14 protein-coding genes are annotated in these 13,034 nt (G+C 63.1%); 11 read left to right on the forward strand and 3 right to left on the reverse strand.

Features of this window, described 5'->3' with window-relative positions:
* Positions 1-60 precede the first annotated feature (60 nt).
* Positions 61-453, reverse strand: coding sequence for a VOC family protein (locus FIV09_RS06955; RefSeq protein WP_152449320.1), 393 nt, complete (start codon positions 451-453; stop codon positions 61-63).
* Positions 454-764: 311 nt separating this feature from the next.
* On the opposite strand from FIV09_RS06955, the gene FIV09_RS06960 reads away from it, so the two are divergent.
* Entirely contained in the window at positions 765-992 is a 228-nt protein-coding gene (locus tag FIV09_RS06960) for a hypothetical protein (protein ID WP_152449321.1), read from the forward strand.
* Positions 993-1,619: 627 nt separating this feature from the next.
* On the opposite strand, the gene FIV09_RS06965 is transcribed toward FIV09_RS06960, so the two are convergent.
* Complete coding sequence (locus FIV09_RS06965; RefSeq protein WP_172975647.1) at positions 1,620-2,330, reverse strand: GntR family transcriptional regulator; 711 nt, start codon at positions 2,328-2,330, stop codon at positions 1,620-1,622.
* A 236-nt stretch (positions 2,331-2,566) separates the two neighbouring features.
* Here FIV09_RS06965 and FIV09_RS06970 point away from each other — a divergent pair, with 236 nt between their 5' ends.
* From FIV09_RS06970 to FIV09_RS06990, 5 genes are all read left to right on the forward strand, one after another.
* Positions 2,567-3,550, forward strand: a complete 984-nt coding sequence (locus tag FIV09_RS06970) for an ABC transporter ATP-binding protein (protein WP_152449322.1) — start codon at positions 2,567-2,569, stop codon at positions 3,548-3,550.
* A gap of 52 nt (positions 3,551-3,602) precedes the next feature.
* Positions 3,603-4,868 carry a PotD/PotF family extracellular solute-binding protein gene (locus tag FIV09_RS06975; protein ID WP_152452414.1) on the forward strand — a complete coding sequence of 422 codons (1,266 nt, stop codon included), beginning with the start codon at positions 3,603-3,605 and terminating at the stop codon, positions 4,866-4,868.
* Between the two features lie 66 nt (positions 4,869-4,934).
* Positions 4,935-5,783 (forward strand): ABC transporter permease, encoded by an 849-nt coding sequence (locus FIV09_RS06980; RefSeq protein ID WP_152449323.1) that lies wholly within the window; start codon positions 4,935-4,937, stop codon positions 5,781-5,783.
* Position 5,784: 1 nt separating this feature from the next.
* Positions 5,785-6,621 carry an ABC transporter permease gene (locus FIV09_RS06985; RefSeq protein WP_152449324.1) on the forward strand — a complete coding sequence of 279 codons (837 nt, stop codon included), beginning with the start codon at positions 5,785-5,787 and terminating at the stop codon, positions 6,619-6,621.
* A gap of 42 nt (positions 6,622-6,663) precedes the next feature.
* A complete protein-coding gene (locus tag FIV09_RS06990; RefSeq protein ID WP_254702321.1) occupies positions 6,664-7,260 on the forward strand; it encodes an aspartate/glutamate racemase family protein in 597 nt (198 codons plus the stop codon).
* Between the two features lie 68 nt (positions 7,261-7,328).
* Here the strand turns inward: FIV09_RS06990 and FIV09_RS06995 are convergent, their stop codons facing one another.
* Entirely contained in the window at positions 7,329-7,775 is a 447-nt protein-coding gene (locus FIV09_RS06995; RefSeq protein WP_152449326.1) for a phosphate-starvation-inducible PsiE family protein, read from the reverse strand.
* A 289-nt stretch (positions 7,776-8,064) separates the two neighbouring features.
* On the opposite strand from FIV09_RS06995, the gene FIV09_RS07000 reads away from it, so the two are divergent.
* From FIV09_RS07000 to htpX, 5 genes are all read left to right on the forward strand, one after another.
* Positions 8,065-8,316: a DUF4278 domain-containing protein gene (locus FIV09_RS07000; RefSeq protein WP_152449327.1), complete on the forward strand. Its 252-nt coding sequence runs from the start codon at positions 8,065-8,067 to the stop codon at positions 8,314-8,316.
* A 172-nt stretch (positions 8,317-8,488) separates the two neighbouring features.
* Positions 8,489-9,103, forward strand: coding sequence for a FecR domain-containing protein (locus tag FIV09_RS07005; protein WP_152449328.1), 615 nt, complete (start codon positions 8,489-8,491; stop codon positions 9,101-9,103).
* Positions 9,100-11,019, forward strand: coding sequence for a CHASE2 domain-containing protein (locus tag FIV09_RS07010; protein WP_216646967.1), 1,920 nt, complete (start codon positions 9,100-9,102; stop codon positions 11,017-11,019). The genes FIV09_RS07005 and FIV09_RS07010 overlap by 4 nt, the downstream gene beginning before the upstream one ends.
* Entirely contained in the window at positions 11,016-11,732 is a 717-nt protein-coding gene (locus tag FIV09_RS07015) for a Crp/Fnr family transcriptional regulator (protein ID WP_152449330.1), read from the forward strand. The genes FIV09_RS07010 and FIV09_RS07015 overlap by 4 nt, the downstream gene beginning before the upstream one ends.
* Positions 11,733-11,865: 133 nt before the next feature.
* Entirely contained in the window at positions 11,866-12,801 is a 936-nt protein-coding gene (gene htpX, locus FIV09_RS07020) for a zinc metalloprotease HtpX (RefSeq protein ID WP_152449331.1), read from the forward strand.
* Positions 12,802-13,034 lie beyond the last annotated feature (233 nt).

Genomic DNA, 13,034 nt, shown 5'->3' on the forward strand with positions numbered 1-13,034 from the left:
GAGCGCGTGCGGTAGGGTTGCAGGACAAACGGGCGTGATCTTTCGGCTAAGTGCCCGTGGTCACACCAATCCGGCGGTTTCCGCCTCCGCACGGGCGAAGTCGATATGAATGTGGTTCCCGTCGGGATCGTGGCAGTTGATCTGGACAAGCGGAAATCCCGGCACCGGATCGATCGTGAATGCGACCCCGTGCGAGGCGAGGCTTTCGGCGAAGGCGGCCATCCCGGTCGCATCGAAAGCGAAATGCTCGATCTTCGGGTCTTGTGTCCGGGGATCCTCTAGGACCGAGACAAGATGGATGAAGGGATTGTCCCCGAGATAAAGCCATGCACCATCGAACGCGAAATCGGGGCGCGGGCCGGTCTTCATCCCGAGGATATCCGTGTACCATTCGACCATCTCCGCAAGCCGCGCGGTGCGGACATTCACATGGCTGAAGCCGGTAAGGGGCATGGCTGATCCTCCGTTGGGTGAGAAATACCATGCCCGCGGCGCGCGCGGAAGTCAGCTTGCGCAGCTGCGAAAGTGTCTTTCATCGAAATTCCAAGCGGGTGGCGTCATTGGCTTTTAATGCTGCTTGATCACCGTGAAAAGGAATCAGAAATGGCAAGTGCTGTTGGTCGCTAACACAACTTTTGGATGAATGCCTCGGCCAAGTCGTTCGAATAGCGTCTCTTATTATTTCGGGATTTCATCGCGTATCAATGCGCCGAATGTGGTATTCTGAGTGCACTCACCAAAACATTTTATAAAGGAGTAGGGTCATGACGAGAGTCATTTTTTTGATGCTGTTTTCCTTTACATCCGTGTTCGGTTCGGCGGCTGTTGCCATTACGCCGGAGCAATCGCTCGAGATCTGGTCTCTGACGCATTTCGACGCCTCCAACCTGACCGATGCACAGGCCGCGGCGGTGATCAACGTGCTGCATGGGTCTGACGCCGTTGCGGATGGTCGGGCGACCGCGAAAGCGCTGATCAAATATTATCAGTAAGTTCCTTATACGATTGGACAGGGTTGGCCTAGCTGGGCCAATCCCGTTCGTTTGAATTTATAAAATCATCCAACGTCACCGATTGGAGGGCGCTGCTGATAGTGCGGCAATCCGTTCGTAATTGGATAAGGTCTGATGGCAGAGCAAAGCCTCGGTAATGCGGGTACGCATTGCAGGAGCGGAACGTTGCAGAATCTCAATCGAAAACTCTGACGAATGTATTAGAGCATTACCCATTCCATTCGGGAGTGTCGGTCTCCACGGATGCACGTCTCTCGCCGCCATCTCCGGCGTGCCGCATATCGACTTCGTACAAAAGTTGGGCGCGGATCCTCTAACACAACCAATGGCGGAACGCGTCTCGTAAGTCTTGGGAAAGGCTCACGATCCCATCACGGCATTAGGTGACGTAACGTAAAACGCTCCGTGCTATCCTTTGAGCCTGCTCACAGCATTCATGAAGGGGGAAGGTCAATGACACATGCACGCCTTTGCGGAGCAACGTTCCTTTGGATGATTTTGCTTTCCGAACGCGCCATCGCGATGACGGGCGGCAGCATGCCTCCGTCGCTTTGGTGGCCGTGACGCGCCAAGCCGCTGTCCTTGTCCTCGCATAAGGCGGCGATCTCACGGGGCGAGGATGTCCCTCAGATCGACGCTGGGGGCAGGGGCGTCCCGCAGGTCCAGCGCGGTGACGAGATCCACCAGGTGGCTTTTCATCAGATCTTCCGCCTGCGTCCCGTCGCCGCTCCGAAACGCCTCGACGAGGGCGTGATGCGCATGCTCTTCGCAAAGCGCGCTTTGCCTGCGCCAATAAAGTGCGATGATCAGCGATGACCGCGCCACGAGGCGTTCGATGAAGCCTGCGATGGTGGTCTGGTCGGCGATGCGCGAAATCTCGATATGGAACTGCCCGGACAGGCGCAGGGCGCGACCGGGCGCGCCCTCGGCGATGGCGGCATGTTCGGCGGCGATATGGGCTTCAAGCCGGGCAAGCGCCTCGGGCGTCATCCGTTCGGCCGCAGAGCGCGCGGTGCGCGGCTCAAGAAGGGCGCGGGCCTCGAAGACCTCGCGCGCCTCGCGCACCGTGGGCTGGGAGACGAAGGCACCGCGATTGCGCTTCAACTCCACCAATTCGAGATGCGACAGGGCCTGAAGCGCCGACCGCACGACGGTGCGCGAGACCTTGTAGATCTCGCTCAACTCATCCTCGCCGAGCTTGGTGCCCGGCAGCAGCCGATGTTCGTGAATGGCGAGGCTGAGCGAGTCCACAAGCGTGGCACTCGGCCCGGCCATGGTGGATTGCGTGAATGTCGGCAGGTCTGCGGTGGACGTCATATCTTGGCTCCTGTCGACAGCCATGACGGTTTCGCGAATCTGGTGCAAGAGACCTGAACTTCGTATCCATGCTTTTGCACTATTGTATACAATATTGTGCGCAATTTATGTGCGCAGGTCCGAAATCTGCGCTGCATTTATTTGCAGTGCAGAAAATGCCCCGGTTTTCGGCGTGAAATTCTTGCGCCGTTCGCCGGGCCGTCCGCTTGCTGAGGGCATCTTCAACGAGGTGCCTCATGACAGCCCCGACCGATCTCGAACTGATCGCCCTGACAAAGCGCTACGGCGGCACCGTCGCGGTGGATGCCATCGACCACCGCTTTCACAGCGGCGTCTATGCCTGCCTGCTGGGGCCGTCGGGATGCGGCAAATCCTCGACCCTGCGCATGATCGCGGGCCACGAGGACGTCTCGGACGGGTCCATCGTGCTGGGCGGCCGGGACGTGTCGCATCTGCCGCCCGCCAAGCGCGGCACGGCGATGATGTTCCAGAACTACGCGCTCTTTCCGCATCTGAACGTGCGCGACAACGTCGCTTTCAGCCTGCGCATGAGCGGCGTTGACAAAGCCAGCCGCGACCGGCGCGCCGACGAGATGCTGGAACTGGTGGAGATGACCGCATTGGCAGAGCGCAGACCCGCGCAACTCTCGGGCGGTCAGCAACAGCGCGTGGCGCTGGCCCGCGCATTGATCACGCGCCCGCAGGTGCTGCTGCTCGATGAGCCGCTCTCGGCGCTCGATCCGTTCCTGCGCATCCGCATGCGGGCAGAGCTGAAACGCCTGCAGCGCGAATTGGGGATCAGCTTCATCCATGTGACCCACGGTCAGGACGAAGCCCTCGCGCTGGCCGACGAGATCATCGTCATGAATGACGCGCGGATCGAACAGGCGGGCCCCGCACGCGAGGTCTTCAATGCGCCCCGCACTGCCTTCGTGGCGCGCTTCATGGGCGGGCACAACGTGTTGAGCCTGCCGCAGGGCCATATCGCGTTGCGCTCCGACGAGATGCGCGTGACCGCGCCCGACCAGGGCCGCCTCGATGGCCGTGTGATCGGCGTCGAATACCAGGGCACGCACGTGGCGCTGACCGCAGAAGTCGCGGGCGGGCAGGAGGTCACGGCCCTCATGCCCGACGCCGCCTTCATCGAGACACCCAAGGACCTTGGCGAAGTCATTGGATTGCAATGGGACGACCGGGTCGCGCACCCGCTGAGCGCCTGAACAAAAAAGCTCGCCACCCCCCAAAGACAGAGAGGATGACCACATGACCACGATATCGAAGATCCGGTATAGCCGCCGTTCGCTGCTGAAGACCGGTGGGGCCGCCATCGCGGCCGCAGCGCTTCCCGCCCCCATGGTCTGGGGACAGGAGAGCAAGAACATCACCCTGCGCCAGTTCGGCACCGGCGTGTCGAACCTCAACGAGGTGGCGACGAAGGTGAAGGAAGACCTCGGCATCACGCTCGAGATGACCGCGCTCGATACCGACAGCGTCACCCAGCGTGCGGCCACGCAGCCAGACAGCTTCGACATTGCTGACATCGAGTATTTCGTCTGCAAGAAGGTCTGGCCCACCGGCAATCTGCAGGCCATGGATGCCAGCCGCATCGCCAATTACGACCAGATCGTCGGCATCTTCCGCGATGGCAAGCTGACGCCCGAAAGCGAGATCGCCCAAGGCACCGCGCCGCACACGGTGGGCTTTGTCGACGGTCCGGACGGCACGGAGTTCGTGGACAACGAATCCGGCTGGATGACGCTGATCCCGACCATCTACAACGCGGACACGTTGGGCATCCGCCCCGATCTCATCAATCGCCCCATCAACAACTGGTCCGAGCTTCTGAACCCCGAATTCGCGGGCAAGGCGTCGATCCTCGACATCTCCTCCATCGGGATCATGGACATGGCGATGGTTGTGGAATCGATGGGCGAGATGACCTATGGCGACAAGGGCAACATGACCCGCGAAGAGATCGACAAGACCTTCGAAATCTTCACCGAGGCCAAGAAGAACGGCCAGTTCCGCGCCTTCTGGAAGACCTTCGACGAGAGCGTCAACCTGATGGCCTCGGGCGAGGTGGTGATCCAGTCCATGTGGTCGCCCGCGATCACGGCGGTCAAATCCCGCGGCATTCCCTGCGTCTACCAGCCGCTCGAAGAGGGCTATCGCAGCTGGGGCGGCGGCATCGGCCTCTCGGCGTCGCTGTCGGGCATGGAGCTCGATGCGGCCTATGAATACATCAACTGGTATCTCTCGGGCTGGGTCGGCGGCTTCCTGATGCGGCAGGGCTATTACTCGGCCGTGCCCGCGACCTCGAAGGATTTCATGTCCGAAAACGAATGGGGCTACTGGTTCGAGGGCAAGGAAGCCACAGATACTATCACCTCGCCCTTCGGCGATCCGCTGGCCCAGGCGGGCGAAGTGCGCGATGGCGGCGACTTCTACTCCCGGATGGGCTCCGTCGCCTGCTGGAACTCCGTCATGGACGAGAACCAGTACATGGTCCGCAAGTGGAACGAGTTCATCGCCGCTTAAGACGCAGATCCCGGATCGGGGGGCCGCGTGCCCCCCGCATCCCAAAAGACCGGACGACAGGCACCCATGAGCAAACAGATCACCGCATGGCTTCAGGCCGCGCCCATAGGCTTCGTGCTTTTGGCCTTCCTCGTGGCGCCGATCGTCATGATCGTCATCGTCAGTTTCTGGGGCGCGACGGAATACTCGATCTACCCCGCCTTCCAGTTCGACAATTACGAGTTTTTGTTCGGCTCTCCCGTGACTTACACGGTGTTCTTCAATACGTTCAAATACGCTTTCATTACCTGGGCCTTCACCTTGGTCATCGGCTTCACGGTGGCCTATTTCCTGGCCTTCGAGGTGCGCAGCCTGAAATGGCAGGTGGCCCTGTTCCTGCTTTGCACGATCCCGTTCTGGACCTCGAACATCATCCGCATGATCAGCTGGATCCCGTTTCTGGGGCGCAATGGTCTGGCGAATTCCACCCTGATGAGCTGGGGCGTGATCGACGAACCGCTCGAATGGCTATTGTTCAGCGATTTCAGCGTCATATTGGCGTTTGTTCATCTTTATACGCTGTTCATGGTCGTGCCGATCTTCAACTCGATGATGCGGATTGACCGCTCCCTGATCGAGGCTGCGCGCGACAATGGTGCGAATGGCTGGCAGACGCTGCGCCACGTCATCATCCCACTCTGCAAGCCCGGCATCATGATCGGCACGATCTTCGTGACCACGCTCGTGATGGGGGATTTCATTACCGTGCGCTTCATGTCCGGCAGCCAGCGGGCCAATGTCGGACGGCTGATTTCGAACGATATCAACCTGTTGCAATACCCCTCGGCCTCGGCCACGGCGGTGGTGCTGCTGGTGACCGTGCTGATCGTCATCGCGCTGTTCCTGCGCCTCGTCGATATCCGCAAGGAGCTTTGAGATGGAACGACGCAGCCGCAGCTTCTACGTGCTTGCCGGGTTCTTCACCCTGTTCGTCCTCTTCCTTTACGGGCCGATCCTGACCATCGGCATCCTGAGCTTTCAGGGACCGCAGGGCGGGCTGACATTTCCGATGAACGGCGTCTCGCTGCACTGGTTCCGCGATCTCTTTCAGGAACAGGCCGTGGGCGACATCTGGGGCAGTTTTCGTCGCTCCTTCGCCTTGGGTCTGATGGTGATGGTCACGACCGTCATCGTCTCGGTGCTGGGCGGGCTGGCCTTTCGGAAGCGCTTCAAGGGGGCGTCGGTTCTGTTCTACCTCGCCATCGCTTCGCTCGTGATCCCGTCGATCCTCATCTCGCTCGGCGTGGGGCTGATCTTCAACCAGCTGGGCTTCCCGGTGCATTGGGCGACCTCCGGTTTTGGCAGCCAGCTGACCTGGACCCTGCCGTTCGGCCTGCTGATCATGTTCGCGGTCTTCAACCGCTTCGACAAAAGCTACGAGGAGGCCGCGCGCGATCAGGGCGCCACGGCATGGCAGACCTTCGCGCATGTGGTGCTGCCGATCATCGCGCCGTCGCTGCTGGGCGTGGCGCTGTTCGGCTTCACGCTGAGCTATGACGAATTCGCCCGCACGCTGCTTACTGCAGGCAGCTACAACACGCTGCCCTTGGAAATCTTCGGCATGACCACCAACGTGACCACGCCGGTCATCTTCGCCCTCGGCACCCTGACGACGATCTTTTCCTTCTGCATCATCGGGGTCTTTTTCCTGGCGGTCTGGCTGATGTCCCGGCGCCGGGACAAGGGGTCGGATGCGGGAAAGGGCATGGTCTGAGCCGTGCGTGCCGTCCTGATCAATCCAAACAGCACCGAAGCCATGACCCAAAGCGCTTTGGCCGCCGCAAAACGAGCCGCGCCCGAGATCGACTTCGAAGGATGGACCTCGTTCGACGGGCCCGCTGCGATCGAAGGCGCCGCCGATGGCGACAGGGCCGTGCCGCCGCTGCTTGCGCTGGTCAAAAAGGCGTCAGAGGGCGGTGCGGAAATCATCATCATCGCCTGTTTCGACGATACAGGCCTTATCGAAGCACGGGCGCTGGCCAGCTGCCCTGTGATCGGGATCGGTCAGGCGAGTTTCATCATGGCTGCGATGGTGTCGGGCGCGGCTGCGGTCATCACCACGGTCGAGGCAGCCATTCCCGTTATCGAGGCGAACCTGGCCCAGTCGGGTTTTGACAAGTCAATCCAGCATGTCAGTGCGGCGCAGGTCCCGGTCCTGATGTTGGAGGATAATCCGGGCCAGGCGGCCAGCGTCTTTGCCGAGGCCGCGCGCGCCTTGCCCCGGCACATCGATACCCTGATCCTCGGATGTGCAGGTGCGGTCACCATCGCGGAGACTATCGAGGCGCAGGTTTCCTGCCGCGTGATCGATGGGGTGACGGCGGCGGCCCGATTGTGCCGCGCCTTCGGATAATTCCCGACGTCCGGATCAAGCCGGGCGCTACGGCAGTCGCACCTGTCTTCGCGCGTGGCAGAGCGCCCTCAATCCTTGGGCATTTTTCCGTTGCGGTCCAACCACAGCAATGTCGCGTAGATCGCGCCAAGTGCAATGACCGCAGCCGCAAGCCCCATCAAAAGCACGCCTGAGACCTGTTCCAGCTCAACCACGATGAGTTTGCGGACAACGGCCAGAATACCGATGACCAGAACGATGCGGACCTGCGCGAAACCGCGTTGCCCGATCACCATGAGATGCACCGAATGGGCAAGCTCCAAGGCGATGATCGCGCCCAGAAGCGCATCGAACAGCGCCTGAAGCGTCGTGTAACTCGTACCACCCGGCGCTCCGATCACCACCCCGGCGGTCAGGCGGAGGAACGAGAACGTCGCAACCAGGATCACCACCGCCATGCCCAGCAACAGCAGCATCGAAATCGAGGCTGCGAAACGTTCGTAAGCGGCGTCGATGGCATTGGATAACTTGGTCATGCCGAGGAATTAGCCCAGTCGTGCCACCGGGGAAGGGCGGTGAAATGGAAACCGGATCGGCGCAGGTCGTCGGAGGGCACGACCGCTGACCTTTCCGGTCTCGAAGGGGAAGTCAGCCCGCCTTCATGTCGGGTCGAGATCGCCCGACGCCCTCAGTGAGAAGAGCCGCGCAGCACCACCAATCCGGCGAAGTGTGATCCGCTTCACAGCCAGCGACGCGGCGTGATGCCAAGGTGCGTGCACGGTCAGACACAGGGTCGGCCAGACAATCGGATGGAAGGAATATTCAATGACCAAGATGATTTACCGTGGCGTGACATATACCCGGACCCGCCATACCCAGCGCGCGATCACGAAAGACCTGATCTATCGCGGGGTTGCCCATGACGGCATGTCCGAGGCGCAAGTCGCGCGGTCGGCGCAGACCGAGATGTGCTACCGCGGCGTGCGCTACACGATGAAGGCCGATGGCGCGATCGCATGGATCAAGCCGCAGATGGCCCAAAGGCCTACGGGTTCGGGGGCGATGCAGGCGGCCTGATCCGTTTCTCGAATTTCAAGAAGACCTTTTTAAACGGTGCTTTTTTAACCAGTCGGCCCCTTCCACAAGGAAGGGGCCATTTTCCTCGCCCGAAGAGGCCCGGCAATCTTTTGACTCGGTGCCGGAGTTCGGTCACCGTTGAGCGGTAACCAGAAATCGGATCGCTCAACCCATGCTTCGCGTGATGCTGTTGTCCCTCGTGCTGACAGGTGCGCCGGTCACTCAGGCCCTGGCGCAGGCATCAGGCGACGGCATCTGCGTCATTCTTTCGGTGGAGGGGGCGGGCGAGGTTTTCGCCCGCGGCGTGCGCCCACGGGCGGCGGAAACCGGTCTGGGATTGGGGCGCAACGCCACGCTGCGAACACAAGCCGAAGCCCGCGTCACGCTGCAATGCGACGGCGATCTGCGCGTGATCGTCGGGCCCGACTCTGAAGTCGCGGTCGCGCGCATCGTCGGAGACGCGCCCGAGACATTCCGCATGCGGCTGATGCGCGGCATTTCCGGCTTCATCTTCGATGGCACGGGCGATGACGGGAGCGTTCAGGTGCAAACCCCATCGGCGGTCGCCGCGGTCCGCTCCACCGAATGGGCGATGCAGGTCACCGATGGCGCCAGCGCGGTTTTTGCGCGGGAAGGAGCGGTGGACGTCGTCGGCGAGACGGGGCGCGTCACGCTCGGGCCCGGCGAGGGGGTCGATGTCGCATCGACGGGTGCGGTCGGGCCGGTCGTGCAATGGGGTCAGGCCCGGATCAATCTCTTTGCCGATCTTCTGGGCCCGGATTGGTGACAGGACAGGGCGCGGCTCCCCAAGGCTGGAAAAGCGCGTGTCTGTTCATCCTGTTGGCCGCCACGGCCCTGGCCGTCTGGCAACCCGGAGCGCGGGGTCAGGTCGGCAGTGCCATCGAGGGGCGATTGCTGGACATGCGCTTCGCCCTGCGCGGGCCGGTTCCCGCACCGCAACGTGTGGCCATCGTGGCGTTCGACGACCAAGCCGTCGCCGCGTTACAGGCCTTTCCACCTTCGCGCGCGGATATCGCCGATACCGTGCGCCGCATCTTCGCCGCCGGAGCGGAGGTCGTTGCCCTCGACCTGCTTCTGGTCGATGCGCGGCCCGATGATCCGGAGCTGAGCGCGGCGCTGTCACTGGGGCCCACACTCCTCGGCGTCGCTGAAGCGCCCATGGGCGCGCGCCCCACGCCACTGATACAGAAGGACGGGTTCGGCCTGATTATTGGGCTGCCGTCCGCGTCGCCCCTGCCGGCACTCGGCCCCAACCCCGCATTGCAACAAGCGGCGGGCTTGGGGCATGTCACCGTGCAGCATGACAGAGACGGCATGTTGCGCCGGATGCGCCCGGCTCTGTCGCTGCAGACCCCGGAAGGCGTGGTCACAATACCAGGTCTGGCCATCGCCGCACTTTCAACGTCAGGGGCACGGCCCGAGCTGATCCTGCACCGCGACCGTCCCGGCGGCGTTTTGAGCGGGTCATGGCCCACGGCCAAGCTCGACCGGCAGGGTGCGCTGCCACTCGATTATTACGGCCCCGAAGCGACCATCCCGACCTATTCGGCCGCGGCGCTCTCCGAGGCTGATCTCACCGGGCGGATTGTCTTTCTGGGGGCCACGGCGACCGGTTTCGGGGATCGGCATGCCACCAGCTTCGACGCGACCCTGCCCGGGGTGGAGGCGCACGCAACGCTCGCGGCCAATCTGCTGGAGGGACGGGTTCTCCGCCGCGACCTGGCCGCTTTGGGCATCGGGGGTGTTCTGGCCGTGACGGTCGCCTTGGCAGGCTTCTGGTCCGGGTCGCGCGCCCGTCCATGGGTGGCGCTTGCGCTCAGCCTTGGCGTGATCAGCGCGACGCTGCTCGCGCTTCACGCGGCGTTTCTTGCCGGATGGTGGCTGGATGCCTTGAGTGTTCTGGCCGCCCTCGGAGGCGGGCTGGCCATTGGGACGGTCCTGCGGCTTCTGGATACGCGACGGCGGGCGGCCAACCTTGCGCGCTTCCAGTCGCCACGGCTGGTCGAGGCCATCGCCTCGCAGACAAATCCGCTGGGAAGCCGGGCGCCGCAGCATGCCATCGTGCTTTTCGTCGATATCGCGGGCTTCACCACCCGGGCGGAACGGATGGGCCCCGCCGACACCGCGCGCTTTCTGAGCATGTTTCACCAGCAGGTCGAGGCCGCCGCAGACCCGCTTGGCGGGACGATCATGGATTTCGCGGGCGATGGTGTGCTGGTCGTGTTCGGCTTGCCCGACGCGGGCGAAAGCGATGCCGCCAATGCGCTGCACTTCATCGAGCGGCTGTTCGAAGCGGAGGCGCTGGATGACATCCATTTGCGGGTCGGTGGCCATGCAGGGCAGGTGCAGTTCAGCCTTCTGGGCGGGACGCGACACCGGATCGTGTCGGTGAGTGGCGATGTGGTCAATACGGCCAGCCGCTTGCAGGAGATTGCGAAGGGCCATGGCGTGTCGCTGGCCCTGTCCGAGCGCCTGATGGCAAGCGATCCATCGACCCGCGCATGGGCTGATGCGGCGGGCCTGACGCCTCTGGTCGATCAATCCTTGCGGGGCAGGCAGGCGCCTGAGACGATCTGGATCGGGATGCCACCGCCCAAGCAGAACGCGGCACCGGCGCGCCACATGGGCGCATTCCCGCGCGCCTCCCAGACGACACGCAAAAGCCGGAGGTCAGACCGATGAGCACAATGTCGGACGATAGGTTGGTCCACCTGCGCAAATGCCATTTGTTCACCGATGCGCCGGAGGAGAGCCTCGCGGGCCTTGCGCGCGCAAGCTCGGTCCAGACGGTGGAGCGCGGGGCGCAGATCTTCGCCACGGGCGATGAGGCGGATGGCCTGCGCATCGTCCTGTCTGGCCAGGTCCGGATCTGGATTGCCGATCGCGAAGGCCGCGAGCTGACCCTCGTCTTTGCCGAACCCGGCGATCCCTTCGGGGAGATCGCCCTTCTCGACGGTCTGCCGAGATCCGCCTCCGCCACCGCGCTGGAGCCGACCCGATGCCTGTTCCTGCCGGTCCGGGCCATGGCCAATGCGCTCGAAGCCGATACCGCGCTCGCGCGCCACCTGATCGAATGCCTCTGCGAAATCCTCCGCCGGAATGTCAGCACGATCAGCGGCTTTGCCTTTTCCAGCCTGGACACGCGGCTGGCGCGCGGGCTCTACGATCTTGCACTCGACAATGCCGAGATCGCGGACGGGCAGGCGCGCTTCACCCGGCGGTATTCGCAAAGCGACCTCGCGCAGCTTCTGGGCGCGACGCGGGAGGCCGTCAACAAACGGCTGCGCGCGTTGGAGCATGACGGATTGCTCGCCCGGGACGGGCAAATGTTGATCCTGCCGGATTTGCCGGGGCTCGCGAAACGGGCCGAGATCGAGCGTGATCTCGGGGTTTGATGCCGGCACCGACCGCAACGCGGCGCATTTGCGACGGCCCCCGCGATGCAGAGACGGGTTTCGCCGCGACTTGCCCGCCCATGATGCCAAACCCATATTTGCGACACGACGATGGTGAAGGGGCCTGCGCAGCATGGGTTACGTGAAGACAGCGGTACTGATGGCGGCCATGACCGCGCTTTTCATGGGCGTGGGCTATCTCATCGGTGGATCCGGCGGCGCGATCATCGCCCTCGTAGTCGCGGCGGCCATGAACATCTTCACATGGTGGAATTCTGACCGGATGGTCCTGCGCATGCACGATGCGCAACCGGTCATGCCGGGCGACCGCCTTGGCCTGCACGCGATGGTGTCGGAGCTCGCGCGCGGCGCAGGCATGCCGGAGCCCAAGGTCTACCTGATCGACACGGCGCAGCCCAATGCCTTCGCGACAGGGCGCAACCCGCAGAACGCGGCCGTGGCGGTCACGGCTGGCCTCGTGCGGACGTTGAACCGTGAGGAGCTGGCGGGCGTGGTCGCGCATGAGCTTGCGCATATCCGCAATCACGACACGGCGATCATGACCGTGACAGCCACCTTTGCCGGTGCGATCTCAATGCTGGCCAACTTCGCGCTGTTCTTCGGCGGCTCGCGCGAGCGGCTCGGTCTGGTGGGCACCTTGCTCATGATGTTCCTCGCGCCGATGGCGGCCGCGTTGGTGCAGATGGCGATCAGCCGCACCCGCGAATATGCCGCCGACAAGGCCGGGGCCGAGATCTGCGGTGAGCCGATGTGGTTGGCCTCTGCGCTGGAGAAGATCGCGCTCGGCGCTGCGAGAATTGACAACGACGCGGCGGAGCGGAACCCGGCCACGGCCCATATGTTCATCATCAATCCGCTGCACGCCCATACGCGCGACAAGCTCTTCGCGACGCATCCCGCAACGGAGAACCGCATCGCTGCCCTGCGCGAGCTTGCCGCGCAGGGCGGTCGGGCAGGGGGGCCGGTGTCGCGCTCCGCGACGCAGCCGATTTCGCGCAGCAGCATACCGAAAACCGGCGGGCGGCGGCCCAAAGGCCCCTGGTCCTGATCCTGGTTGTGTCGCGCGGTCGACGGGTTTCGGATTGGCCGCAGGAGAGCCGTTAAACGGGGCCCGAGCGGCGCATCAGATCCAAAGACGCGCCGAACACGGGTCTCCAAATGATTTCGCTTGCGCGACTCATCAACTGGTTCTAATGCGCGAAAATCCGGACGTGAGGCTCCGTCCGGCGGCTGCAAGGTGCGACGACGCCCTGAGAGCGCCATCCTCCACATGAGAACAAA

This window comes from Roseivivax sp. THAF197b, from assembly GCF_009363255.1.
In the GTDB taxonomy this organism is placed as follows: domain Bacteria; phylum Pseudomonadota; class Alphaproteobacteria; order Rhodobacterales; family Rhodobacteraceae; genus Roseivivax.

What these genes read in the sequence shown, in the direction of transcription:
- FIV09_RS06980 (WP_152449323.1), top strand. Translation starts at nt 4,935, where the DNA reads ATGAGCAAACAGATCACCGCATGGCTTCAGGCCGCGCCCATAGGCTTC.
- FIV09_RS06970 (WP_152449322.1), top strand. Translation starts at nt 2,567, where the DNA reads ATGACAGCCCCGACCGATCTCGAACTGATCGCCCTGACAAAGCGCTAC.
- FIV09_RS06955 (WP_152449320.1), bottom strand. Translation starts at nt 453, where the DNA reads ATGCCCCTTACCGGCTTCAGCCATGTGAATGTCCGCACCGCGCGGCTT.
- FIV09_RS07005 (WP_152449328.1), top strand. Translation starts at nt 8,489, where the DNA reads ATGCTTCGCGTGATGCTGTTGTCCCTCGTGCTGACAGGTGCGCCGGTC.
- FIV09_RS06990 (WP_254702321.1), top strand. Translation starts at nt 6,664, where the DNA reads ATGACCCAAAGCGCTTTGGCCGCCGCAAAACGAGCCGCGCCCGAGATC.
- htpX (WP_152449331.1), top strand. Translation starts at nt 11,866, where the DNA reads ATGGGTTACGTGAAGACAGCGGTACTGATGGCGGCCATGACCGCGCTT.
- FIV09_RS06985 (WP_152449324.1), top strand. Translation starts at nt 5,785, where the DNA reads ATGGAACGACGCAGCCGCAGCTTCTACGTGCTTGCCGGGTTCTTCACC.
- FIV09_RS06965 (WP_172975647.1), bottom strand. Translation starts at nt 2,330, where the DNA reads ATGACGTCCACCGCAGACCTGCCGACATTCACGCAATCCACCATGGCC.
- FIV09_RS07000 (WP_152449327.1), top strand. Translation starts at nt 8,065, where the DNA reads ATGACCAAGATGATTTACCGTGGCGTGACATATACCCGGACCCGCCAT.
- FIV09_RS06960 (WP_152449321.1), top strand. Translation starts at nt 765, where the DNA reads ATGACGAGAGTCATTTTTTTGATGCTGTTTTCCTTTACATCCGTGTTC.
- FIV09_RS06995 (WP_152449326.1), bottom strand. Translation starts at nt 7,775, where the DNA reads ATGACCAAGTTATCCAATGCCATCGACGCCGCTTACGAACGTTTCGCA.
- FIV09_RS07015 (WP_152449330.1), top strand. Translation starts at nt 11,016, where the DNA reads ATGAGCACAATGTCGGACGATAGGTTGGTCCACCTGCGCAAATGCCAT.